Origin of the sequence: Proteus sp. G2669 (assembly GCF_009915245.1) — a bacterium.
Taxonomy (GTDB): domain Bacteria; phylum Pseudomonadota; class Gammaproteobacteria; order Enterobacterales; family Enterobacteriaceae; genus Proteus.
The window spans coordinates 26,321-48,846 of sequence record NZ_JAABLX010000040.1 but is presented as its reverse complement, the minus strand read 5'-3'; the positions used below and the strand labels follow the sequence as shown (position 1 = coordinate 48,846).

At 36.9% G+C, this 22,526-nt stretch carries 24 protein-coding genes and 1 tRNA gene; 21 read left to right on the top strand and 4 right to left on the bottom strand.

Going from position 1 to position 22,526, the window contains the following annotated elements; translation table 11 throughout:
* Positions 1–132: 132 nt before the first annotated feature.
* Complete coding sequence (locus tag GWI68_RS10390; RefSeq protein ID WP_103005062.1) at positions 133–471, top strand: colicin E1 family microcin immunity protein; 339 nt, start codon at positions 133–135, stop codon at positions 469–471.
* A gap of 23 nt (positions 472–494) precedes the next feature.
* Here the strand turns inward: GWI68_RS10390 and GWI68_RS10385 are convergent, their stop codons facing one another.
* Complete coding sequence (locus tag GWI68_RS10385; RefSeq protein ID WP_166540224.1) at positions 495–1,061, bottom strand: colicin-like pore-forming protein; 567 nt, start codon at positions 1,059–1,061, stop codon at positions 495–497.
* Between the two features lie 60 nt (positions 1,062–1,121).
* On the opposite strand from GWI68_RS10385, the gene mazG reads away from it, so the two are divergent.
* From mazG to GWI68_RS10360, 4 genes are all read left to right on the top strand, one after another.
* Positions 1,122–1,919, top strand: a complete 798-nt coding sequence (gene mazG, locus GWI68_RS10380) for a nucleoside triphosphate pyrophosphohydrolase (RefSeq protein WP_166540223.1) — start codon at positions 1,122–1,124, stop codon at positions 1,917–1,919.
* A gap of 511 nt (positions 1,920–2,430) precedes the next feature.
* Entirely contained in the window at positions 2,431–4,068 is a 1,638-nt protein-coding gene (gene pyrG / locus GWI68_RS10370) for a CTP synthase (glutamine hydrolyzing) (RefSeq protein ID WP_166540222.1), read from the top strand.
* 62 nt (positions 4,069–4,130) lie between these two features.
* A complete protein-coding gene (gene eno / locus GWI68_RS10365; RefSeq protein WP_072070732.1) occupies positions 4,131–5,432 on the top strand; it encodes a phosphopyruvate hydratase in 1,302 nt (433 codons plus the stop codon).
* 321 nt (positions 5,433–5,753) lie between these two features.
* On the top strand, positions 5,754–7,136 hold the full coding sequence (locus GWI68_RS10360; RefSeq protein ID WP_166540221.1) for a DASS family sodium-coupled anion symporter: 1,383 nt from the start codon (positions 5,754–5,756) through the stop codon (positions 7,134–7,136).
* A 234-nt stretch (positions 7,137–7,370) separates the two neighbouring features.
* Here GWI68_RS10360 and mltD read toward each other — a convergent pair whose 3' ends face one another.
* Together mltD and gloB are read right to left on the bottom strand one after the other, a co-directional pair.
* Positions 7,371–8,705: a murein transglycosylase D gene (gene mltD, locus GWI68_RS10355; RefSeq protein ID WP_109407894.1), complete on the bottom strand. Its 1,335-nt coding sequence runs from the start codon at positions 8,703–8,705 to the stop codon at positions 7,371–7,373.
* Positions 8,706–8,780: 75 nt separating this feature from the next.
* Positions 8,781–9,536, bottom strand: a complete 756-nt coding sequence (gloB, locus tag GWI68_RS10350; RefSeq protein WP_166540220.1) for a hydroxyacylglutathione hydrolase — start codon at positions 9,534–9,536, stop codon at positions 8,781–8,783.
* 38 nt (positions 9,537–9,574) lie between these two features.
* On the opposite strand from gloB, the gene GWI68_RS10345 reads away from it, so the two are divergent.
* Entirely contained in the window at positions 9,575–10,291 is a 717-nt protein-coding gene (locus GWI68_RS10345; RefSeq protein WP_109407892.1) for a methyltransferase domain-containing protein, read from the top strand.
* A 6-nt stretch (positions 10,292–10,297) separates the two neighbouring features.
* Here GWI68_RS10345 and rnhA read toward each other — a convergent pair whose 3' ends face one another.
* Entirely contained in the window at positions 10,298–10,783 is a 486-nt protein-coding gene (gene rnhA / locus GWI68_RS10340) for a ribonuclease HI (RefSeq protein ID WP_109407891.1), read from the bottom strand.
* Positions 10,784–10,848: 65 nt separating this feature from the next.
* Between rnhA and dnaQ the strand changes: the two genes are divergently transcribed.
* The 15 genes from dnaQ to fbaA all read left to right on the top strand — a co-directional run bounded on the left by dnaQ (position 10,849) and on the right by fbaA (position 22,430).
* The gene (gene dnaQ / locus GWI68_RS10335; protein WP_166540219.1) at positions 10,849–11,601 is read left to right on the top strand and encodes a DNA polymerase III subunit epsilon; all 753 of its coding nucleotides are present in this window, start codon (positions 10,849–10,851) and stop codon (positions 11,599–11,601) included.
* 123 nt (positions 11,602–11,724) lie between these two features.
* Positions 11,725–11,801: transfer RNA gene (locus GWI68_RS10330), tRNA-Asp, on the top strand.
* A gap of 175 nt (positions 11,802–11,976) precedes the next feature.
* Positions 11,977–12,372 (top strand): immunity 22 family protein, encoded by a 396-nt coding sequence (locus GWI68_RS10325; protein ID WP_166540218.1) that lies wholly within the window; start codon positions 11,977–11,979, stop codon positions 12,370–12,372.
* 33 nt (positions 12,373–12,405) lie between these two features.
* Complete coding sequence (locus GWI68_RS10320; RefSeq protein ID WP_166540217.1) at positions 12,406–12,951, top strand: nuclease; 546 nt, start codon at positions 12,406–12,408, stop codon at positions 12,949–12,951.
* Position 12,952: 1 nt separating this feature from the next.
* Positions 12,953–13,306, top strand: coding sequence for a hypothetical protein (locus tag GWI68_RS10315; RefSeq protein ID WP_166540216.1), 354 nt, complete (start codon positions 12,953–12,955; stop codon positions 13,304–13,306).
* Positions 13,303–13,632, top strand: coding sequence for a hypothetical protein (locus GWI68_RS10310; RefSeq protein ID WP_109407886.1), 330 nt, complete (start codon positions 13,303–13,305; stop codon positions 13,630–13,632). The genes GWI68_RS10315 and GWI68_RS10310 overlap by 4 nt, the downstream gene beginning before the upstream one ends.
* A 222-nt stretch (positions 13,633–13,854) precedes the next feature.
* Positions 13,855–14,553: a hypothetical protein gene (locus GWI68_RS10305; protein ID WP_166540215.1), complete on the top strand. Its 699-nt coding sequence runs from the start codon at positions 13,855–13,857 to the stop codon at positions 14,551–14,553.
* 84 nt (positions 14,554–14,637) lie between these two features.
* Entirely contained in the window at positions 14,638–14,988 is a 351-nt protein-coding gene (locus tag GWI68_RS10300; RefSeq protein WP_109407885.1) for a hypothetical protein, read from the top strand.
* A gap of 55 nt (positions 14,989–15,043) precedes the next feature.
* Entirely contained in the window at positions 15,044–15,373 is a 330-nt protein-coding gene (locus GWI68_RS10295; protein WP_109407884.1) for a hypothetical protein, read from the top strand.
* Between the two features lie 2 nt (positions 15,374–15,375).
* Entirely contained in the window at positions 15,376–15,768 is a 393-nt protein-coding gene (locus tag GWI68_RS10290; RefSeq protein WP_088493575.1) for a hypothetical protein, read from the top strand.
* Entirely contained in the window at positions 15,755–16,213 is a 459-nt protein-coding gene (locus tag GWI68_RS10285; RefSeq protein WP_166540214.1) for a hypothetical protein, read from the top strand. The genes GWI68_RS10290 and GWI68_RS10285 overlap by 14 nt, the downstream gene beginning before the upstream one ends.
* A 552-nt stretch (positions 16,214–16,765) precedes the next feature.
* Complete coding sequence (gene tkt / locus GWI68_RS10280; protein ID WP_166540213.1) at positions 16,766–18,760, top strand: transketolase; 1,995 nt, start codon at positions 16,766–16,768, stop codon at positions 18,758–18,760.
* Positions 18,761–19,017: 257 nt separating this feature from the next.
* On the top strand, positions 19,018–20,037 hold the full coding sequence (gene epd / locus GWI68_RS10275) for an erythrose-4-phosphate dehydrogenase (protein WP_166540212.1): 1,020 nt from the start codon (positions 19,018–19,020) through the stop codon (positions 20,035–20,037).
* An 86-nt stretch (positions 20,038–20,123) separates the two neighbouring features.
* Positions 20,124–21,287: a phosphoglycerate kinase gene (gene pgk, locus GWI68_RS10270; RefSeq protein WP_166540211.1), complete on the top strand. Its 1,164-nt coding sequence runs from the start codon at positions 20,124–20,126 to the stop codon at positions 21,285–21,287.
* A 63-nt stretch (positions 21,288–21,350) separates the two neighbouring features.
* A complete protein-coding gene (gene fbaA, locus GWI68_RS10265) occupies positions 21,351–22,430 on the top strand; it encodes a class II fructose-bisphosphate aldolase (RefSeq protein WP_072070716.1) in 1,080 nt (359 codons plus the stop codon).
* The last annotated feature ends 96 nt before the right edge of the window (positions 22,431–22,526 follow it).

The window sequence follows — 22,526 nt, the reverse complement described above, 5'->3', positions numbered from 1 at the left end:
ATGCCGAGACAACTGTTCTCGGCATTTTTTTATCTAAAAATCAGAAAAACTGTATATTTAGTTAGTAATTAAATTGTTATGGTTTATTTAAAATAAATATGGTTTTAAATAAAAGGGATCTAGTAGATAAATATGAAGATAACTAAACAATATTATATTAAAAATATGTGTTGGGGGTGGTTTATTGGTGCTCTATTTTTATACTCTTGCTTAGAATATGAGTTGAAGTATGAAAGTCTGATGTTGTTAATTAGTATTGCTGGTATTGGACTATATCCGTTGGCTAAATGGGGGATTGAATGTTTTTTTCTTCAATTTACTACCAAAGAATTTTGGAATCGAGGACTATTTTCAGATACAGCAGGTAAAGCTGGTGGCTTGGCTTTATATAGTTTCATTGTGTTTTTATTATCTATACCAATTACAATAATTTTTATATTATTCGTGTTAGTGAAAAGGTTGCTTTTCTAAATAAACAACCTTTAAAGTATTAATTAAATACCAATCAAATTATTGGCTTTTTCAATTAAGTCGTTATCAATCAATGCTCCAATACTTGCTATGAGCAATCCATATCCTAATATCCCTATGGGACCACCTAGAAGCACACTAAATGTAAATCCTGCTACAGATGTAGCCGCCATTCCTGCAAATATAGTCTCAGCTTTAACAAAAAATGGACGCCAATTATCTGTCTCTGTTGCTTTTATTAACTCTATCCATAAATCTTTGACGTCAAGGGCTTTACTTACAAAAAACATACCTTTACTAAATTTTTTTAATTTTTGAGCTATATCATCGAGTTTGATCGATTCCAATGCGGTTGCAATAGCTTTACGATCTTTGGCATTAATTCTTCTATTGATATCCGCTTTGTATTTTTCGTAAGCTTTTAGCGCATCATCAACGTTACGGATGGTTTTTCCTCTGGTTTGTTGTGCTAAAGATTCCGCTAATTTCCTTGCTTTATCACCATAAGCATTAAACACTTCTTTCAAAAAAGTTATTTTTAAGATCTTGAGCTTGAAATGATAAGATGCTGAGACAACTGTTCTCGGCATTTTTTTATCTAAAAATGTGTTAAACAGGATAAAGCTCACTCTTATTTAAAAGGCAATATGATGTCAGAAAATCGTGAAATCTTTCGTTTATTAGAAATTATGGCGCAGTTACGTGATCCTGATACGGGATGCGAATGGGATAAAGTGCAGACTTTTGACACTATCGCACCTTATACCTTAGAAGAAACGTATGAGGTGTTAGATGCTATTACTCGTAAAGATTTTGCTGATTTAAAAGAAGAGTTAGGCGACTTACTTTATCAAGTTGTTTTTTATTCACGTATGGCGCAAGAGCAAAAGTTATTTGATTTTAATGATGTTTGTGACGCCATTAGTAATAAGTTAGAACGTCGTCATCCTCATATTTTTGCCTCTGAAAGCGAAAACAATTTATCAACAGAAAAACATCGCTGGGAAAAACTTAAAGCGCAAGAGCGTGAGGCAAAAGCACAATTTTCATTATTAGATGATATTCCCACTACATTACCTGCTTTAATGAAAGCAGAAAAAATTCAAAAGCGATGTGCTTCTGTTGGGTTTGATTGGAATGAACTTGAACCTGTTTTAGGTAAAGTGTTTGAGGAAATCGATGAAGTGATGGCTGAAGTGAAAAAAACGCCCCAAGATGCGTCTAAAATCGAAGATGAATTGGGGGATTTACTATTTTCAGTTGTAAATTTATCTCGGCACTTAAAACAAAAACCAGAACAAGCCTTAAATCGTGCTTGCCGAAAATTTGAACAACGTTTTCGTTTTGTTGAAAAAACGCTCTCAGAAAAAGGTGTAGGCATAGAAAATGCTTCATTGGAAGAGATGGAGATCTGTTGGCAGAAAGCAAAGAAACAACAGATTGAGTGAATTGTGACACGCAAATTAACGCCAGCGTGACATAAAATGCGATAAAAATAGCCTGTAACATCTCGTTTTTTCAGCTATTTTTATAAAAACTCTTAAAGATAGAAATTATAAAAGGTAATTTCGTTTTTTTGTTTTTAGGTAATTTTAAATATTGCAGTTACATTCTATTGCATTAAAAATGTGATTAACCTCAAAAAAATTAAAAGCATGATCATAAGCAAAAGATCTCGCTATAAACCTGCTACACTTAATGTCGTGAAAAAAATAAAGCATCTCTTTTCTAAAAGTGGTATCTTAGCTGAAAGGATTAAGCTAAAATGCTTGAGAAATATTTTCACGGGTTTAGTTTATTGAATTTTTACTGTTTTTTCGTGTTTAAACGGATAAGTGGCGTGATGAAAAAGAACTTTATACTACTAAGAATGTTTGTAGCGAAAATAAGGTTCGGGTATACTGTGTTCCCGTCCAGTTATATCCATCATCCTAATACACCTAAACTTTCAGGTTCAGCATGAAAACGAATTATATTTTTGTGACCGGCGGGGTCGTATCCTCTCTGGGTAAAGGCATTGCCGCAGCCTCTCTGGCGGCTATACTCGAAGCCCGTGGACTCAATGTCACCATGATGAAGTTGGATCCGTATATCAACGTCGATCCAGGTACTATGAGCCCAATTCAGCACGGGGAAGTCTTCGTCACTGACGATGGTGCTGAAACTGATCTCGACTTAGGACACTATGAGCGCTTCATTCGCACGAAAATGACCCGTCGTAATAACTTTACGACAGGTCGCGTATACTCTGAAGTGTTACGCAAAGAGCGTCGTGGTGACTATCTTGGGGCTACAATTCAAGTTATTCCTCATATCACTAATGAAATCAAAGAACGCATCATCCGTGGCGGTGAAGGCCATGATGTCGTTTTAGTTGAAATCGGCGGGACAGTTGGTGATATCGAATCTTTACCATTCTTAGAAGCGATTCGCCAAATGGCAGCAGAAGTGGGTCGTGAGCATACCTTCTATCTGCATTTAACATTAGTGCCTTATTTAGCTGCTTCAGGTGAAGTGAAAACTAAACCAACACAGCATTCTGTAAAAGAACTACTGTCAATCGGTATTCAACCTGATGCGTTGATTTGTCGTTCAGACCGCGTTATTCCTGCAAACGAACGTGCCAAAATTGCACTGTTTTGTAATGTGCCAGAGAAAGCGGTTATTTCATTAAAAGACGTCGATTCCATTTATAAAATCCCTGCACTATTGAAATCACAGGGATTAGATGATTATATCTGTAAACGATTCAGCTTGGATTGCCCAGTTGCAAATCTTGCAGAGTGGGAACAAGTTATTTACGAAGAAGCTAATCCTGAAGGCGAAGTCACCATTGGTATGGTTGGTAAATATGTTGAATTACCAGATGCCTATAAATCAGTGATTGAAGCATTAAAACATGGTGGTTTCAAAAGCCGTGTTACTGTAAATATCAAACTAATTGATTCACAAGATGTTGAAACCCGTGGCGTAGAAATGCTTAAAGGGTTAGATGCAATTTTAGTACCGGGCGGTTTTGGTGAACGTGGTATTGAGGGCAAGATTATGGCTGCTCAATATGCGCGTGAAAATAAAATCCCTTACTTAGGCATTTGCTTAGGTATGCAGGTTGCTATGATTGAATTTGCACGTAATGTTGTTGGTATGGAAGGTGCAAACTCCACTGAATTTGCACCAGATTGTAAATATCCAGTTATCGCATTAATTACCGAATGGCGCGATGAAGACGGCAACATTGAAGTACGCTCAGATGATAGTGATTTAGGTGGCACGATGCGCCTCGGTGCTCAGCCTTGCCATTTAAGTGGTGATAGCTTAGTACGTACACTGTATGGAAAAAACACCATTACAGAACGCCATCGTCACCGTTATGAAGTAAATAATCTACTTTTAAAACGTATCGAAGATGCGGGTTTACGTATTGCAGGTCGTTCAGTAGATAACAAGCTGGTGGAAATTATTGAAAATCCAAACCATCCTTGGTTTGTGGCTTGTCAGTTCCACCCAGAGTTTACCTCAACGCCGCGTGACGGCCATCCGTTATTTGCAGGCTTTGTGAAAGCAGCCTTTGATAACCAAAAAGGTTTGCTGAAATAGGATATATGAGAAGAGATAGGGTATCTCTTCTCGGAAATTTAACTTGTACAGAGGAAAACCGAATGTCCAAAATCGTTAAAGTACTTGGTCGTGAAATTATTGATTCTCGTGGCAACCCAACTGTTGAAGCTGAAGTTCATTTAGAAGGTGGTTTTGTTGGTATGGCGGCTGCTCCATCAGGCGCATCAACAGGTTCTCGTGAAGCATTAGAATTACGTGATGGTGATAAATCACGTTTCTTAGGTAAAGGTGTTCTGAAAGCGGTTTCAGCTGTTAATGGTCCAATCGCTAAAGCTATCCTTGGCCAAGATGCAAAAGACCAAGCTAACATCGATAAAATCATGATCGATTTAGACGGTACTGAAAACAAATCAAACTTTGGTGCAAACGCAATCCTAGCGGTTTCTTTAGCAAACGCAAAAGCAGCAGCTGCTGCAAAAGGTATGCCTTTGTACGAGCACATTTCTGATCTGAATGGTACTCACGGTCAATATTCTATGCCTCTGCCAATGATGAACATCATCAATGGTGGTGAACACGCAGATAATAACGTTGATATCCAAGAATTCATGATCCAACCTGTTGGCGCACCTTCACTGAAAGAAGCTGTACGTATGGGTTCAGAAATCTTCCATCACTTAGCAAAAGTGCTGAAAGCAAAAGGTATGAACACTGCAGTTGGTGACGAAGGTGGTTATGCACCAAACTTAGAATCTAACGCTGCTGCATTAGCTGCTATCAAAGAAGCAGTTGAGAAAGCAGGTTACGTTTTAGGTAAAGACGTTACTCTGGCTATGGACTGTGCAGCTTCTGAGTTCTATAACAATGAAACTGGTAACTACGAACTGAAAGGCGAAGGTAAAACCTTCACTTCACAAGAGTTCACTCATTACTTAGAAGAACTGACTAAACAGTACCCAATCGTTTCTATCGAAGATGGTTTAAACGAATCTGACTGGGACGGTTTCGCATACCAAACTAAAGTTCTTGGTGACAAAATCCAACTGGTTGGTGACGACCTGTTTGTAACTAACACTAAGATCCTGAAAGAAGGTATCGACAAAGGCATCGCTAACTCAATTCTGATCAAATTCAACCAAATTGGTTCACTGACAGAAACTTTAGCTGCAATCAAAATGGCGAAAGATGCAGGCTACACCGCTGTGATCTCTCACCGTTCTGGTGAAACTGAAGATGCAACTATCGCTGACTTAGCAGTTGGTACAGCAGCAGGCCAAATCAAAACGGGTTCTATGAGCCGTTCTGACCGTGTTGCTAAATATAACCAACTGATCCGCATCGAAGAAGCATTAGGTAACAAAGCGCCTTTCAATGGTCTGAAAGAAGTTAAAGGCCAAGCATAATCTTGCTTGTTTGATTAAAAAATCTTATTAATCTGAAAGGGGAGAACCTTAAGTTCTCCCCTTTTTTTTGATTTTTTTTCAGAAAAAACAGAATATTTATTCTTAACATCTTTAAAAAAGTGTGATGTGTAAGAGGAAATAGTGTTCAATTATTACTCTTTTATTAATAAATTGGTTAATTCTCGTGGATGAGATCCCAATTATTAGTTTTGCGCATTTTCAATGACGAGAAATGTTTTTATATTTCACATATAACCTATTTCGTTAACAATTATGGCTTAGTGAACCCAATGTTCATATCAGCTAATGTGGAGTATTATCATGGACGCGTCCAATTTAGCCCCATCGGCGAAGTCGAGCCCGATAAATAAACGAGGGTTGATCATTCTGGCAATCGATGTAGTTTTATTATTACTTTTGCTAGAATTTTTACCTTATGATCCGAAGGCCAATGCAGGTCTAGCATTAATGGTGTTTGTGGGTGTGTTATGGCTAACCGAAGCTATTCACGTTACGATCACTGCATTATTTATTCCTATCTTAGCTGTCGTCTTAGGGCTATTGAATACCAATGAGTCATTAAAATCATTTGCGAATCCTATTATTTTCTTATTCTTTGGTGGATTTGCTTTAGCAACGGCGCTTCATATTCAAGGGTTAGACCGCTTAATTGCTAACCGTTTGTTGATGATTGCAAAAGGTAAGCTTTCAATCGCTGTATTGCTGTTATTTGGTGTTACTGCATTGCTTTCTATGTGGATCAGTAACACAGCTACAGCTGCGATGATGTTGCCTTTAGTATTAGGTATTTTATCTAACTTAGATATTCGTTCAGAACGTAATACTTTCGTATTCGTATTATTAGGTGTTGCTTATAGTGCGAGTATCGGTGGTTTAGGTACGTTAGTGGGTAGTCCGCCAAATGCGATTGCTGCTGCTCAATTAAACTTAGATTTCATTACGTGGATGAAGTACGGTATTCCAATCATGTTGGTATTATTACCTATCATGTTTATCGTTATGTATCTGATGTTACGTCCTAACTTAAAACATAAGTTTGACCTGAAATTAGAAGTATTGGAGTGGAATAACAAACGTGTTATTACCATGATCATCTTCTTAGTTACTGTCGTATGCTGGATCTTCAGCTCTTTCATCAGTAGTGCTTTTGGTGGCGTAAAAGATCTTGATACTGTGATTGCGGTCAGCGCAGCAATTGTTATAGGTGTAACAGGTGTAGCAAGTTGGAGCCAAATTCAAGAGAACACAGAGTGGGGCGTATTAATGCTGTTCGGTGGTGGTTTAACACTGAGCGCTATTTTACAGTCTTCTGGTGCAAGCCTTGTGATGGCAGATTTCATGAAAGAAACCTTCGGTGCAAGCCACTGGTTCGTGATTATCCTTGCAGTAACAACCTTTATCATCGTATTAACTGAATTTACCAGTAATACTGCGAGTGCGGCGTTATTAGTGCCAATCTTTGCAACTGTAGCACAAGCATTAGGTATGCCAGTAATGGCGTTAACTATGATTATCGGTATCGGCGCATCTTGTGCGTTCATGTTACCTGTTGCAACCCCACCAAATGCGATTGTCTTTGGCTCTGGTTATATTAAACAGACAGAGATGGTACGAGTAGGTGGTGTGCTAAACTTAGTGTGTATCTTAGTTATCTCTCTGTTTGCTTGGTTCTTCTGGTTGTAAGTCAATATGCTAAATTAGCCTTGATGAGATAAAAATAGAGCGCTTGATAGTTATATCAGGCGCTTTTTTATTGCCTGTTTCTTATCTGTTATTTGGGTTGTCATCTTAGTTATCATAGGGATTGCTCTAGAAAAAGGAGAGGTGATATGGCTTTTAGGAGCTATAAAAAACCATCAATATTAAGACTAAAAATGTCATAACATTGATGGCTATTTAAAATAGAAAATAAGTTAATTATTTTGTATAAAGTGTAAGTTGTGTACCCGGCTTTAACATTTTAATGTCTGAGTTCCAACTCATTAATAATTTAAGGTTAATACCGTGACGACGAGCGATGCTGTAATAAGAATCTCCCTGTCGAACTTTGTAATAACTCGGAGACGGTTTTGCCGGTTTTGTTACCGTGGTATTACTGGTACTACCCGCATTATGAATTTTTAATGTTTGTCCTACTAATAGGGTGCTTTTTGCATTTAATCCATTAATACGTTGTAAGTCTTTTATGCTCATATTGTAGCGACGAGCAATAGCGTAAAATGAATCCCCAGAGCGAACTTTATAAACACCCTCTTGCTTAATTGACTGATTTGTTTTGGCAACTGCTAAGCGAATAGTCTCTAATACCGCTTCATCTTCAAAAGCGTTACGGAATTGATCAAGCTTATTGCGAGGCAACATAATGACATGAGGGCCATTAGGTGCGGTTATTCCACGTTTATAGCCTGGGTTATAATCTTTCACAGTATTAATAGGTAGCTGACTTAATTCAGCAACTTTATTTAATGTGATCTGTTCACCAACATCAATGGAAGCTAACGCTTTATCGCGATAGTTACTTTTTGGAAAAGTAATATTTTCTTCGTTTTCACGAATAACTTTACTTAAAGCAAGAATTTTAGGGACATAATTCATTGTTTCTTTAGGTAAAGAGAGTGACCAATAGTCTGTTGGTAGATTTTTACTTTCATTTGCCTTTATTGCTTGCATAACACGGCCTTCACCAGCGTTATAAGCAGCAAGGGCAAGTGCCCAATCACTATCAAACATTACATACAGGCGTTCAAGTAAATCAAGTGCGGCTTTGGTTGACGCCATAACATCACGACGACCGTCATACCATTGGTTTTGTGCTAAACCATAGTAATTACCAGTTATTGGAACAAATTGCCATAAGCCAGCTGCATTTGCAGAAGAGGTAACATGGGGATTAAACGCACTTTCAACCACAGGAACTAAAGCTAGCTCCATCGGTAATTCACGTTTTTCAATTTCATCAATAATCGAATACATATAAGGTTCAGCGCGAGAAGCAACGCTTTGTATATGTTTGGGATTATTTAAAAAATATAATTCTTGCTGCGAGATCCTTTCATTTTCAGGGAGATCCATTTTTAATTCACTTATCACATAACCCCATAAATTGGTTTTGACATCATATTGAGGTTGGTGAGAAGTTGAAGTCCCTTTTGTTGATGTTGGCGTTATCGCAGACAAATTAGGTTTAATGTTCTCAGATTGCTGGCAGCCTGCCAATAGCAATATGGAGAACAAAATCGCTTTTGTCTTCATAATAGAAAAATTCATCCTGTGTGTTTTTTGAACCAAATGATACTTAGTGTGCCAAAATAAAACAACTAATAGGTATTAAAAGTTATCTTTTAATTCCCTTAATTTTGTAAATGTCTTAATTGGAGCATAAGTGTTAGTGGTTATACCTAAAATCCTTTGTAAATCAATATCGTCAGATTTCAAAAAAAGATTAATGTTCTTTTCATTTTTCAGCGTTATTGGCACTGTAGGTTGTAATTTCTTACGCATTTCACTAACTTGGGCTAAATAATCGGTAATAAGCGCATTTTCTGGCATGATATGGTGTGCAAAGGTCATATTCGATAGGGTGTATTCATGAGCACAACAAATTAATGTGTTATCAGGTAATGAACTTAATCTTTGTAATGAACTGAACATTTGTTGTGCAGTACCTTCGAATAAACGACCACAACCACCAGAAAAAAGTGTATCGCCACAAAACAGATAAGGTTCGCAATAATAAGCAACATGACCCAATGTATGGCCTGGCGTGCCAATTACATTAAAAGTAAATGAGCCAACAATAATGTGCTCTTGATTATGAATAATATTTTCAGCTCCTTTACTTTGTGTTTCTTGTGGGCCGAAAACGTCAATATTAGGATATTTTTTTACAAGTTCAGCAACACCACCAACATGATCATCATGATGATGAGTTAATAAAATCGCGATAGGTGTTAGTGAGCGTTGTGTGAGCATTTCAATAACAGGTTTGGCTTGTGAAGGATCAACAATCACACATTCACTATTTTCATTACTTAATAGCCAAATGTAGTTATCGGATAAAGCAGGAATTCTGATAAGCTCCATATAAGTTACCTTACTTATAAATTATAAAGGGTTAAACGATGAAAGCAGCTCGTTCAGCAAAACCAATTATGATGCCAGATTCTTGGCGCGATATTCCTTGGGGGGAATATTATCGCATGGCTATCGAACTACGTTTACAAAATTGGTGGCCGAAAATTTATGGCTTTCATTTATTAAAACTCGGTCAACTCAGTGCCGAACTGGATACCAAATTAAGTATCGTTTCACATCAAGTCAATGTGACATCTAATAAAATAAATGCAGATGTTATTGCCTCTTTAGATTATTTACCCTTTGAAAATAAATCGATTGATGTTTGCCTTATGGCGCATGTACTGGATTATAGTGCAGACCCCCATTGGCTATTACGAGAAGTAGATCGCGTTTTAATTGATGATGGCTGGATTGTATTAACGAGCTTTAACCCCATTAGTTTATTAGGGCTTGGGAAATGCACGCCGATATTACGACAAAAACAGCCTTACTCCAGTCGTATGTTTTCACTTCGTCGCCAAATAGATTGGCTTAGTGTGTTAAATTATGAAGTGATGACACAACAGAATTTCCAGATTATGCCATTTTCGAGACCAATAAAACGTGATGGTAGCCGCTATCACATCGGTGGCTGTTTAAATTTAATCATTGCACGTAAAAGAACACTTCCTTTAACACCCACAGCCTTGAAATTTGCATTGCCACGCATGAGTGTAAAAGGTCGAGTTTTAGGGGCTACACGTAATCATCCAGAGCCATAATGCTTACTAATCTATGGTTTTATCTTTTTGGCTTTCGATATAACCTGTGTCTTCTTGAGTTGGTGCTTGCGCGGCTGCTTTCGCTAATTCATCACAACGTTCATTTTCATCATGACCAGCATGGCCTTTTACCCAATGCCATTCAATTTCATGACGAGTAATAGCACTATCTAAGCGTTTCCATAAATCGACATTAAGTACAGGACTTTTGTCTGCTTTACGCCACTGGCGCTTTTTCCAGCTATGGATCCACTGTGTAATACCTTGTCTGACATATTGGCTATCTGTTGTCAGTGTAATTTTACAAGGGAATTTTAATGTTTCTAATGCTACGATAGCGGCAAGAAGTTCCATTCGGTTATTGGTGGTCATAAAAAAACCTTCACTTAGGGTTTTTTCATGTTGTTGATAGCGTAAAATAGCGCCATAACCACCGGGACCAGGGTTGCCTAAGCATGAACCATCGGTGAATATTTCTACCTGCTTGTGCATAAAGGCGACTTATCCTTTTTGATTAATACGAAAAACTAACCCTAAGTCTGACATAAAAACGGATTATGAGCACTCCAATCACACGACAAATTGTACTTGATACCGAAACTACCGGTATGAATAAGCTGGGCGTTCATTATGAAGGTCATAATATCATTGAAATTGGTGCCGTAGAGGTTATCAATCGTCGATTAACAGGGCGAAATTTCCATGTGTATATTAAGCCCGAAAGATTAGTTGATCCTGAAGCGTTTGAAGTTCACGGTATTAGTGATGAGTTTTTAGAAGATTGTCCTTCTTTTGCTGATATTGCTGACGAGTTTTTAGAATATATTCGTGGTGCAGAGCTGATCATTCATAACGCCTCGTTCGATATCGGCTTTATGGACTATGAGTTTAGAAAGCTTAATCGTGATATTCCACTTACCGAAACGTTCTGCCAAATTACCGATAGCCTTGCAATGGCGAGGGCATTATTTCCCGGTAAGCGAAATAATCTTGATGCCTTATGTGATAGATACTTAATAGATAACTCTAAACGTACTCTTCACGGCGCGTTATTGGATGCTGAAATACTTTCTGATGTCTACTTGGCAATGACTGGTGGGCAAACAGCATTAGCATTTTCAATGGATGGCGAATCAAGTAACGAACAAGAGCAAAATGATATCCAACGTATCGAACGCCCTGTTTCAGGATTAAGAGTAATAAGAGCAACCGCAGAAGAACTTGCTGAACACGAGTCTCGATTAGATTTAGTTGAGAAAAAAGGCGGGCATTGTTTGTGGCGTCCGGCATCAAATGATGAGGCCGTTTGAATATAAAAAAAGCAGAAATAGTTAGCTGAGATTAAAAACTATCCAAATGCATCTTTTTGTTAGAAAAACAGTTGACGACAAGGCAAGAGATTCGTAATATTCACCTCGTCCGAAAGGATACGCGGAGCGGTAGTTCAGTTGGTTAGAATACCTGCCTGTCACGCAGGGGGTCGCGGGTTCGAGTCCCGTCCGTTCCGCCAACATTCCAAACCCCAGCATTTATGCTGGGGTTTTTGCGTTTTACTGCCTCAACAATTTTCTCTTCTCTTATTTTTCTAAGTCACTATTTCTTGCTTTCAATATTTGATATCACTATCTTAGAATTTATTAATGATATTAATGCTATGCTCAATGGCATTTCGCAGGGTAATCAATATGGAAAATAGAGTACATTTATGGATTGGCAGTAATTTTTCTTCTGAAGAAGAATATATGTACTATTTTGAATTAGATTACTCTGAGGAAGACGGAATTGACTCTCCTAATTATAGAGTATGTGGATTTTGCAAAGATCTGGGAGTAGTGTGGTACGACGAAGATTTTATTGGTGTTATTCATCGCTTTGATAACGATGTTACGCTTGACGAGGTTTTGGTAGATGCTGCTGTTGATGAAAGTGAAATATCGTTCATTAAAGCTAAATGTGAAGAACTAGGAATTAAAAGTGCGAATGCTATATTTTGGTATCAAGATCCTGAGCTTGTTATCAAAAAGAGCGATAATCAAACCTATAATAATTTACATTATATTGGCGAATATAATGGTGATTAACTGGTTTAAAAATTAATTTAGTCTGGACTAATCATGCTATTAACGTTTGATGAAATCACAAAAGCGCTAGAAGATAAATTTTCTCCTTTAGGCGAAGATTTTAATGATTTCATTCTTTTTAAAAGGACAACACCTCTTACTGGTTTAGATTTACTAGAACAGATGCTAACACTCTCCCTTCCTGATGATTTTGCCTCTTTTATCTCTCTCTATAATTTAGATAATTTCTCATTATTTAATATCAGTTTTGGCTGTGGTGAAGATTATCTTGAAAGGCTTTTTATGCTAAATAGCCCCAATCAGTTTACTCAATGGTGGATTGGTGATGAACGACCTGAAAACGTCATTGTTATTGCACTGTCAGATCCTTATACCCTCTTATTAAATACTCAAACAGGGAATATTTTTGTAATGACGAGTGAGTCATCTATGGATAGTTTCGAACATATTGCAGTGAATTTTTTTGCTTTTTTTTGCGCAGTTGCCACTCTGTTTTTAACGGATATTTCGCCAGATAGAATTATTGAGCTAACCTCATCTAAAACAACTTCATTTTGGTATCAATTAAAACCTGAATAAGATGAAAAATATAAAGAAAAAAGAGCTAGTTTATGATGGTTTTGAAGATGATTTTTATCAGTTAAATCATCTTATTCAATGCCCTTATTATGATGAAGATATGTTAGTTAGCGTAACGCAATTAAGAGACTTAAACAGCCTAGATAAAGATGTAAAACAGCAGGTAATAAATAAGGTTAAAGGACTGACTTTAAATTTAGGAATGCACTATAACTATGATGGATTATCGGTAATGTATGATATTCAAAAATCAAAAAAAGAAAATATGCAGTTGCTTGGCTTATTTGCTATTGGTGAAAGACAGCCTGTGCGGTATCAAATCATAGTCTTAGGGATATTTAGGATTAATTTATGAACACGGAATTTTATTTACGTTTAAGTATGCTATCTAAAACGCTCGACCACTTTTATTATCAAGAATTTGAAACTGAGCAAGCCGAATACAGTAAAAATAAAGAAATAAAACAAGCCATTGTTCAGTTTATCCTTGAAATGAAAGAACATGGTGAACACGTATTAATTGATGAGGCTCTAAACCTTATATTTCATAATACTGGTTGCCATATTGATTGCGAAATTCTAGATGAAATCATGCCTCCTGTTATTGAACAAAAAATCATTACACCAGAATTGATTGATAAAAATCTGAGAGAAAATTCACCTATGGGGCGTTGGTTTTAATACAATTGGATAATAATTATGATACTTTCATCGAGGAAATTTAAGTTAAGTGTTATTATATTATTCTCATGCTGAATTTTTAGTAGAATTTATTCTTTATCAAGCCTAATTTATTATAAATAAATCTTATCTAACTTTATGTTGCAGTTGATATTGTGGTATAAATAAATTCAATTCGATATTGAAATAGTGAATCTTCAATAAGTATTATAAGGAAATAGTATGATTGGACCATATCAAGTATTAGACTATGAAAATAATTTAATTTTTTCATTTGAAAATTTAGTCGAATGTTATGACTACAAAAATACAAATAAAACACAATCATTTATTTTTATTGGATTGAAAGATAAAGTTTTACATCTTGAAAAAGGTAAGAGTTATTATGTGGTTTCTCAAAATTATGATGGTCGATTAGAATTTTCTTTTAATTTAATTAAATATCATTATTATGGAAATAACTTAATTTTAGATTCTTATTTTACTTCAGGGATGTATGTTTCTGGTGTGGTTTCATTACTTGAATTCCATGAGGATAATAAAGAAAGAATTTGGTTGGAAATGAGTGGTGAATTAAAAAAAATATATATCTCAGCAAGTTATGTTAAAAATGGATTTCCTAGGAAAATTTTAAAAGATGAGTTAGTGATTGAGGGGAAATATATTCAAGATTACTATTCTTTCTTTTGTGAATTGGGATATTCCTTATTAGGTCCTTATGGTTATATGGGGAGTAATCTTGATGCAGTTAGAGATTTATTTATTGATATAGCTGAAATTCCAGAAAGAAAAATAACCTGGGTTGATAGTAATTTATCATTTATGGCTATTGATAGTACGATACCTTCTGGATATTATCCATCTCTAGCGGAAGAAATGGTTTCTATATTAGAAGATTTCTTTATTTTAGAATTAAAATAAAACTGTCATAAGTTTCAAGATAAAATAATAGTAGGCTATATTACTTTTATTAAGTTATGATTTGTTTTAACTAGTGTGTTAATCATGAGAAAAGATAAATTTATTATTAATGAAATATACAAAGAGTTATTTGAAGATAACCTAAAACAGTATAGTGAAAGATTAAATAGACAAGATCCAGAGAGTTATCATGAAGGTACTTTTTCTCAAGTGAATAAGATTTTTGTTAATTTATCAGAAAAAGAAAAGCAATCAGTGATTGATATGATGAAAATCGTGATGACAGATACCGCATCAACAATATTCGGAATGCTAGACGGTACTCATTTTGTTAATAATATCGATGAAGATTTTCAGCTTATTTATGATAATGAAGAAATCCAAGGCGATCTTCAAGATCATTTTTTAGCGTTAGTGGAAGATAATAATAGTTAAATTAAAATTTATTCTGGCAAGGATCCAATTACTATAAAGGATATTACGCATTAAAATGAAAAAAATAGAAATTTACTCTGAAATGTTATGGTGGTCATTATCCCATATTCGAAATGTTCAAACACACAGTTTTATCCGTAAAGGAAAAAACAAATCCTGTGGTTTTGAAGCTGAATTACTACATAATGTTGTTGGTACTTTACCTACGGAAGAGATGACTAATAACGATATCCACTTTCTTAATGTACAGGCCAAGTATTACTTAGATAATGCTAGTGAAAGAATTTGTGATAATTATAATGTGCATAAGAAAAATATTAAGCGCTTATTTGAGATTGTACCTGAGCATTTAAAAGACCAACTAAAATGGGATGGGCCAGAATAAGAATGAAATATTTTGCTAGAGTTGTTGCCCTCAATCCTTATGTGGAAGAAGAAGTTACACTCTCTTTTGGTGAATATGAAATTTGTTGTTTTATTAATGAGCCCAATGTATTTGTGATAGGGGAGGTCTATTTAGTTGAGTTAGTATTAATGTTTTTTGATGATATTGAGATTAAACCATCAAATGATCACGTTATGTCGTTGACTCAAATTGGAAATTCTTTTGCTTATCAATTAAATGGTAAATTGCTTGATAATAAGTTTATTGTCACTAATTTAGTTTTTGAAGATGATCTATTTTATCAATATTCACATATTGAAAATCAGTATGTTATGTTGAAATCAGACAGAATTAACGTAGAAATAATTGAGTCTATTAGCAATGAGCTTTTTTAACGAAATCCAACAAAAAATCAGCATTACACCTTTCTTTTCTAATATGGGAAAGGGAAGCTTCGATGATAAAAAGATTATCTATTTTCAAAGTATCCAAGCTTGTTTTGAATCGTCTTTAAATGTTGAATGGTTGCCAACTTCTCCCACGCAAGATGATCCTTTCTATATAAAACAAGAATATCCCAAAGATTTGGTCGAGATGCGATTAGTCGTCAGTAAAGCTGTGATAGAGAGTCTAAAAGCTTTCCCTGTACCAGATAGTCAATTTCAATACGATGCACATAACTTCAAAATTGCAGCAAGAAATGCGATATGTTACGCATTTAGGCAGTATCTTACTGAAAAATACTTCAATTATGGTGACAGCTGGGAAAAGATCATTCAGATTTACTACCAAGGTCATTTTCCGATAGGTTTTTATAAAAAGAAATTAGTGGTGATTTAATCGTCAGTTGCTTAAAAAGAGTTTTCACTCACAGGGACAAATAGAATTAAATTTATTCTTTGCTATTGATATTAAAAAGTAACATTTACGCTACGCTGATTTTTCCTTTTAGTTATATATGATGTAAATAATATTTTTATTACTGAATCAGTGAATTATCTGCTTTTTATCTTTTTTAAGCTCTTATAATTCTACGTCCTTGTAACAAGTTCAGTCAGTTATTAGGCTATAATTAAAACAAATACGGTATTTATTTGATTTGATGGATAATTAGGTAATGAAATTTTATCTTGATTAGTCATATCAAGCTAAGGTTTAATAGCACGCTTCTCAATTGCGCAAATCATTGTCTTTTTTGCTTTTTGTTGCGCAACAATGCGGTGGTGTAATGTTATTTTCCGCTTTGATCGTAAAAAATGCCGTGCAAATCAAAGAATTATTGCTTTATGCTAATTACGATAGCCACCTTTGTGGATTTTTTATATTGCGGTTTTTTGCCCGCATTGAGAGAATCAGCTATCTAGATGCTTTTTATCCGACTTGGAGTAGAAAATGACCACTCGTAAAACCCTTGCTAATGCGATCCGTTTTTTAAGTATGGATGCTGTGCAAAAAGCTAAATCAGGACACCCTGGCGCCCCTATGGGTATGGCTGATATTGCAGAAGTATTATGGCGTGATTTTTTAAATCATAACCCGACTAACCCTAACTGGGCTGATCGTGACCGTTTCGTATTATCTAACGGCCATGCTTCAATGCTGATTTATAGCTTACTGCACCTGTCTGGTTATGAAGTTTCTTTAGATGATCTGAAAAACTTCCGTCAATTGCATTCTAAAACACCAGGTCATCCAGAATATGGTTATACCGCGGGTGTTGAAACAACAACGGGTCCTTTAGGTCAAGGTATTGCAAACGCAGTGGGTTTTGCTATTGCAGAACGTACATTAGCGGCTCAATTTAACCGTCCTGGTCATGACATCGTTGACCACTACACCTACGCCTTTATGGGTGATGGTTGTATGATGGAAGGTATCTCTCATGAAGTGTGTTCTTTAGCGGGAACATTACAATTAGGTAAACTGATTGCATTTTATGATGACAATGGCATCTCTATTGATGGTCAAGTGCATGGTTGGTTTACTGATAACACAGCAGAACGTTTCGACGCTTATGGCTGGCATGTCATCAGTGGCATCGATGGTCACGATGCAGCAAGCATCAAAGCAGCTGTTGAAGCAGCAAAACAAATCACAGACAAACCTTCACTGTTGATTTGTAAAACCACTATCGGTTTTGGTTCTCCTCATAAAGCAGGTACTGCTGATTCTCACGGTTCTCCATTAGGTGATGCTGAAATCGCTGAAACACGTAAAGCGTTAGGTTGGGAATACGGCGCATTCGAAATTCCACAAGAAATCTATAAAGAGTGGGATGCGAAAGAAGCGGGTAAAGCAAAAGAAGCTGCATGGGATGCTAAATTTGCTGCATACGCAGCACAGTTCCCTGAATTAGCGGCCGAATACAAACGTCGTGTTTCTGGTGAATTACCAGCAAACTGGGAAAAAGATTCCAAAGCATTTATTGAAAATCTGCAACAAAACCCTTCAAGTATTGCAAGCCGTAAAGCATCTCAAAATGCATTAGAAGCATTCGGTAAAGTATTACCAGAATTCATGGGGGGTTCTGCGGACTTAGCACCAAGTAACCTGACTATGTGGTCTGGTTCTAAAGCGCTGAATGAAGACAAAGCGGGTAACTACATCCATTATGGTGTACGTGAATTCGGTATGTCTGCAATTATGAATGGTATTGCATTACACGGCGGTTTCGTTCCTTACGGTGCAACCTTCTTGATGTTTATGGAATATGCGCGTAATGCAGTGCGTATGGCTGCACTGATGAAGATCCGCAGTATCTTTGTTTATACTCATGACTCTATCGGTCTGGGTGAAGATGGCCCAACTCACCAACCAGTTGAGCAAATGGCAAGCCTGCGTGTAACTCCAAACGTGAGCACATGGCGTCCATGTGACCAAGTTGAATCAGCTGTTGCATGGAAATATGCAATTGATCGTAAAGATGGTCCAACAGCACTGATTTTCTCTCGTCAAAATCTTGCACAACAACCACGTACTCCAGAGCAACTAGCAAATATCGAGAAGGGTGGTTACATCCTGAAAGATTGCGCTGGTACGCCTGAATTAATCTTTATTGCTACAGGTTCTGAAGTTGAACTAGCGGTTAGCGCTTATGATCAACTGACTGCCGAAGGCCGTAAAGTACGTGTTGTTTCTATGCCAGCAACAGATGCATTTGATAAACAAGATGCAGATTATCGTGAAGCAGTATTACCAACATCAGTGAAAGCACGTGTTGCTATCGAAGCTGGTATTGCTGACTACTGGTTCAAGTATGTTGGTTTAGATGGTGCGATTGTAGGTATGCGTAGCTTCGGTGAATCTGCACCTGCAAACGAATTATTTGAAGAGTTTGGTTTTACTGTTGAAAATGTGGTCACACAGGCAAAATCTTTACTTAAATAATCAATAAGTGTTAACAAGAGCACATTTTTGGGAAGAATTTCTCAGATGTGCTCTTTTTTTATCCTTCCATCTTTGTTTACTATTGCGATCTTCTCTCATTTCTCGTAATCTGATTATCAACAAGCTGAACCGTTTCAGTTAATGCTAAAATGTCGGTGACTGCACAATTTCTAGATTTACTTGATTTATCGTTGTTGATTAGTATCTTGCTCTATTATTCTAAGCGGTTGCAAATCACTAGTTATCAAGGAAGTCACATGACAATCAGAGTCGCTATTAACGGTTTTGGTCGTATAGGGCGTAATGTGTTAAGAGCGCTTTATGAATCAGGTAAACGGGCTGAAATAACGGTTGTTGCAATAAATGAATTGGCTGATGCACAAGGTATCGGGCATCTTCTCAAGTATGACTCCAGTCACGGACGTTTCGCTTGGGATGTACGAATTAATAACGATTTATTGCAAGTAGGTGATGATAGCATTCGTCTTTTTCATCATGCTGATATTACTGATTTACCTTGGGGTGAGCTTGGTATTGATGTTGTGCTTGATTGTAGTGGTGCTTATGGCTCTCGTACTGATGGCGAAGCTCATATTGCACAAGGTGCAAAAAAAGTGCTCTTTTCTCATCCAGGTACAACAGATTTAGATGCAACAGTGGTTTTTGGTGTTAATCAACATGAACTTAAAAAAGAACACCGCATTGTTTCAAATGCATCTTGTACAACAAATTGCATTATTCCTATCATTAAAATGATGGATGATGCATTTAATATAGAATCTGGAACAGTAACAACAATTCATGCAGCCATGAACGATCAACCCGTGATTGATGCATATCATAAGGATTTACGCCGTACTCGTGCCGCAGGACAATCTATCATTCCTGTTGATACGAAATTGGCCGCAGGAATTACTCGGATTTTCCCAAAATTTAAAGATCATTTTGAGGCAATTTCTGTACGAGTTCCTACAATTAATGTGACGGCAATTGATTTAAGTGTCACTGTAAAAACTGCTGTAAATGTGTTAGATGTCAATCGGTTAATTCAAAAATCAGCAACTGGCGCATTTCGTGGTATAGTGGATTACACAGAATTGCCATTAGTCTCAACTGATTTTAACCATGACCCTCATAGTGCTATTGTTGACGGCACTCAAACAAGAGTCAGTGGGCAACACCTGATCAAGACGTTAGTCTGGTGTGATAATGAATGGGGCTTTGCTAATCGGATGCTTGATACAACGTTAGCAATGGCTACAACTGGTTTTAAATAATCATGTTTTAATGACGGTGTCGCGTAAAATACAACACACTGAACAGAAGATTACTAAATTTTAGAGAATCAATGAGAGGATTCATCATGTCTGTAATTAAGATGACCGATTTAGACCTAGCGGGTAAACGAGTTCTTATCCGTGCTGACCTGAACGTTCCAGTAAAAGATGGTAAAGTAACTTCAGATGCGCGTATCCGTGCTTCTTTACCAACAATTGAAGCCGCGTTAAAACAAGGCGCTAAAGTGATGGTAACTTCTCACTTAGGCCGTCCTACCGAAGGTGAGTACAACGAAGAGTTCTCTTTAAAACCAGTTGTTGACTATCTGAAAGACAAATTAACCGCACCAGTTAGCCTTGCTAAAGACTATTTAAACGGTGTTGAAGTTAATACCGGTGAATTAGTTGTTCTTGAAAACGTTCGTTTTAACAAAGGCGAAAAGAAAGACGACGAAACACTGTCTAAACAATACGCTGCATTATGTGATGTATTCGTAATGGATGCATTCGGTACTGCTCACCGTGCTCAAGCATCAACTCATGGTGTTGCTAAATTTGCACAAGTTGCTTGTGCTGGCCCACTGTTATCAGCAGAGCTTGAAGCATTAGGTAAAGCATTAGATAAACCAGCGCGCCCAATGGTTGCAATTGTTGGTGGTTCTAAAGTTTCAACTAAACTGACTGTATTAGATTCTTTATCAAAAATCGCTGACCAATTAATCGTTGGTGGTGGTATCGCAAATACCTTTATCGCAGCAGAAGGTCACCCAGTAGGCCGTTCTTTATATGAAGCAGACCTAGTTGATGACGCTAAAAAACTGATGGAAAAATGCGATATTCCAGTACCAAGTGATGTTCGTGTTGCAACTGAATTCTCAGAAACAGCAGAAGCTGTTTTAAAATCAGCAAGTGACATCAAAGACGATGAACAAGTGCTAGATATCGGTGATGTGACAGCTGAACGTTTAGCTGAAATCCTGAAAAATGCGAAAACTATCCTGTGGAATGGCCCAGTAGGCGTATTTGAATTCCCTAACTTCCGTAAAGGCACAGAAATCATTGCTAAAGCGATCGCAGATAGCGAAGCATTCTCTATCGCAGGTGGTGGTGATACGCTGGCAGCTATTGATTTATTTGATATCGCAGACAAAATCTCTTACATTTCAACCGGTGGTGGTGCTTTCTTAGAATTCGTTGAAGGCAAAAAACTTCCTGCTGTTGCAATGTTAGAAGAACGCGCTAAACAGTAATTAAGTCAGCTCATACAGGTAGAAAGTTATTTTCTACCTGTTCCAAATATAGGATCTTATTACATGTCTAAAGTTTTTGATTTCGTGAAACCGGGCGTCATCACGGGTGATGATGTACAAAAAGTATTTGCAGTAGCAAAAGAAAACAAATTTGCTCTGCCTGCGGTTAACTGCGTAGGTACTGACTCAATCAATGCTGTGTTAGAAGCTGCTGCGAAAGTTCGTTCTCCTGTTATTGTACAGTTCTCTAACGGTGGTGCTGCATTTATCGCAGGTAAAGGTCTTAAATCTGATGTGCCACAGCAAGCCGCTATTTTAGGTGCAATTTCTGGTGCTCACCATGTGCATCAAATGGCTGAATACTACGGTGTTCCTGTTATTCTGCACACTGACCACTGTGCGAAAAAATTATTACCATGGATTGATGGTCTGTTAGATGCAGGTGAAAAACACTACGCTAAAACAGGTAAACCACTGTTCTCTTCTCACATGATTGACTTATCAGAAGAGTCATTAGAAGAAAACATCGAAATCTGTGCTAAATATTTAGCGCGTATGGCTAAAATCGATATGACTTTAGAGATCGAATTAGGCTGTACTGGTGGTGAAGAAGACGGTGTTGATAATACAGGTATGGACAGTTCTGCTCTGTATACTCAGCCAGAAGATGTTGCTTACGCATATGAAAAACTGAGTGCGGTAAGCCCTCGTTTCACTATCGCAGCTTCTTTCGGTAACGTTCACGGTGTTTATAAACCAGGTAACGTTCAATTAACGCCAAAAATTCTGCGTAACTCACAAGACTACGTATCAGAGAAATTCAATCTGCCACACAATAGCCTAGATTTCGTTTTCCACGGCGGTTCAGGTTCTTCTGCTGAAGAAATCAAAGAAGCTGTTGGCTATGGTGTTATCAAAATGAATATCGATACTGATACTCAGTGGGCAACTTGGGATGGTATTTTACAGTTCTACAAAAAGAACGAAGGCTATCTGCAAGGTCAGTTAGGTAACCCTGAAGGTGCTGATAAACCTAACAAGAAATACTATGACCCACGTAACTGGTTACGCCAAGCACAATCATCAATGGTTGTTCGCTTAGAGCAAGCATTTAAAGAATTGAATGCGATTGATGTTCTGTAATTAATTCATTCATTTAAAATGAAACAAACCCGCTTACTTGGCGGGTTTTTTATGTCTGATAGAAAGTTATCAGGCAATTTGGTTATGATGATATTT

Excerpts from the sequence above, each read along its gene's own strand:
- epd (WP_166540212.1), top strand. The coding sequence starts at position 19,018 with ATGACAATCAGAGTCGCTATTAACGGTTTTGGTCGTATAGGGCGTAAT.
- GWI68_RS10310 (WP_109407886.1), top strand. The coding sequence starts at position 13,303 with ATGAACACGGAATTTTATTTACGTTTAAGTATGCTATCTAAAACGCTC.
- GWI68_RS10290 (WP_088493575.1), top strand. The coding sequence starts at position 15,376 with ATGAAATATTTTGCTAGAGTTGTTGCCCTCAATCCTTATGTGGAAGAA.
- GWI68_RS10320 (WP_166540217.1), top strand. The coding sequence starts at position 12,406 with ATGCTATTAACGTTTGATGAAATCACAAAAGCGCTAGAAGATAAATTT.
- rnhA (WP_109407891.1), bottom strand. The coding sequence starts at position 10,783 with ATGCACAAGCAGGTAGAAATATTCACCGATGGTTCATGCTTAGGCAAC.
- GWI68_RS10305 (WP_166540215.1), top strand. The coding sequence starts at position 13,855 with ATGATTGGACCATATCAAGTATTAGACTATGAAAATAATTTAATTTTT.
- GWI68_RS10345 (WP_109407892.1), top strand. The coding sequence starts at position 9,575 with ATGAAAGCAGCTCGTTCAGCAAAACCAATTATGATGCCAGATTCTTGG.
- GWI68_RS10295 (WP_109407884.1), top strand. The coding sequence starts at position 15,044 with ATGAAAAAAATAGAAATTTACTCTGAAATGTTATGGTGGTCATTATCC.
- GWI68_RS10285 (WP_166540214.1), top strand. The coding sequence starts at position 15,755 with ATGAGCTTTTTTAACGAAATCCAACAAAAAATCAGCATTACACCTTTC.
- GWI68_RS10300 (WP_109407885.1), top strand. The coding sequence starts at position 14,638 with ATGAGAAAAGATAAATTTATTATTAATGAAATATACAAAGAGTTATTT.
- gloB (WP_166540220.1), bottom strand. The coding sequence starts at position 9,536 with ATGGAGCTTATCAGAATTCCTGCTTTATCCGATAACTACATTTGGCTA.
- tkt (WP_166540213.1), top strand. The coding sequence starts at position 16,766 with ATGACCACTCGTAAAACCCTTGCTAATGCGATCCGTTTTTTAAGTATG.
- pyrG (WP_166540222.1), top strand. The coding sequence starts at position 2,431 with ATGAAAACGAATTATATTTTTGTGACCGGCGGGGTCGTATCCTCTCTG.
- GWI68_RS10360 (WP_166540221.1), top strand. The coding sequence starts at position 5,754 with ATGGACGCGTCCAATTTAGCCCCATCGGCGAAGTCGAGCCCGATAAAT.
- eno (WP_072070732.1), top strand. The coding sequence starts at position 4,131 with ATGTCCAAAATCGTTAAAGTACTTGGTCGTGAAATTATTGATTCTCGT.
- mltD (WP_109407894.1), bottom strand. The coding sequence starts at position 8,705 with ATGAAGACAAAAGCGATTTTGTTCTCCATATTGCTATTGGCAGGCTGC.
- fbaA (WP_072070716.1), top strand. The coding sequence starts at position 21,351 with ATGTCTAAAGTTTTTGATTTCGTGAAACCGGGCGTCATCACGGGTGAT.
- GWI68_RS10385 (WP_166540224.1), bottom strand. The coding sequence starts at position 1,061 with ATGCCGAGAACAGTTGTCTCAGCATCTTATCATTTCAAGCTCAAGATC.
- GWI68_RS10325 (WP_166540218.1), top strand. The coding sequence starts at position 11,977 with ATGGAAAATAGAGTACATTTATGGATTGGCAGTAATTTTTCTTCTGAA.
- mazG (WP_166540223.1), top strand. The coding sequence starts at position 1,122 with ATGTCAGAAAATCGTGAAATCTTTCGTTTATTAGAAATTATGGCGCAG.
- GWI68_RS10315 (WP_166540216.1), top strand. The coding sequence starts at position 12,953 with ATGAAAAATATAAAGAAAAAAGAGCTAGTTTATGATGGTTTTGAAGAT.
- GWI68_RS10390 (WP_103005062.1), top strand. The coding sequence starts at position 133 with ATGAAGATAACTAAACAATATTATATTAAAAATATGTGTTGGGGGTGG.
- pgk (WP_166540211.1), top strand. The coding sequence starts at position 20,124 with ATGTCTGTAATTAAGATGACCGATTTAGACCTAGCGGGTAAACGAGTT.
- dnaQ (WP_166540219.1), top strand. The coding sequence starts at position 10,849 with ATGAGCACTCCAATCACACGACAAATTGTACTTGATACCGAAACTACC.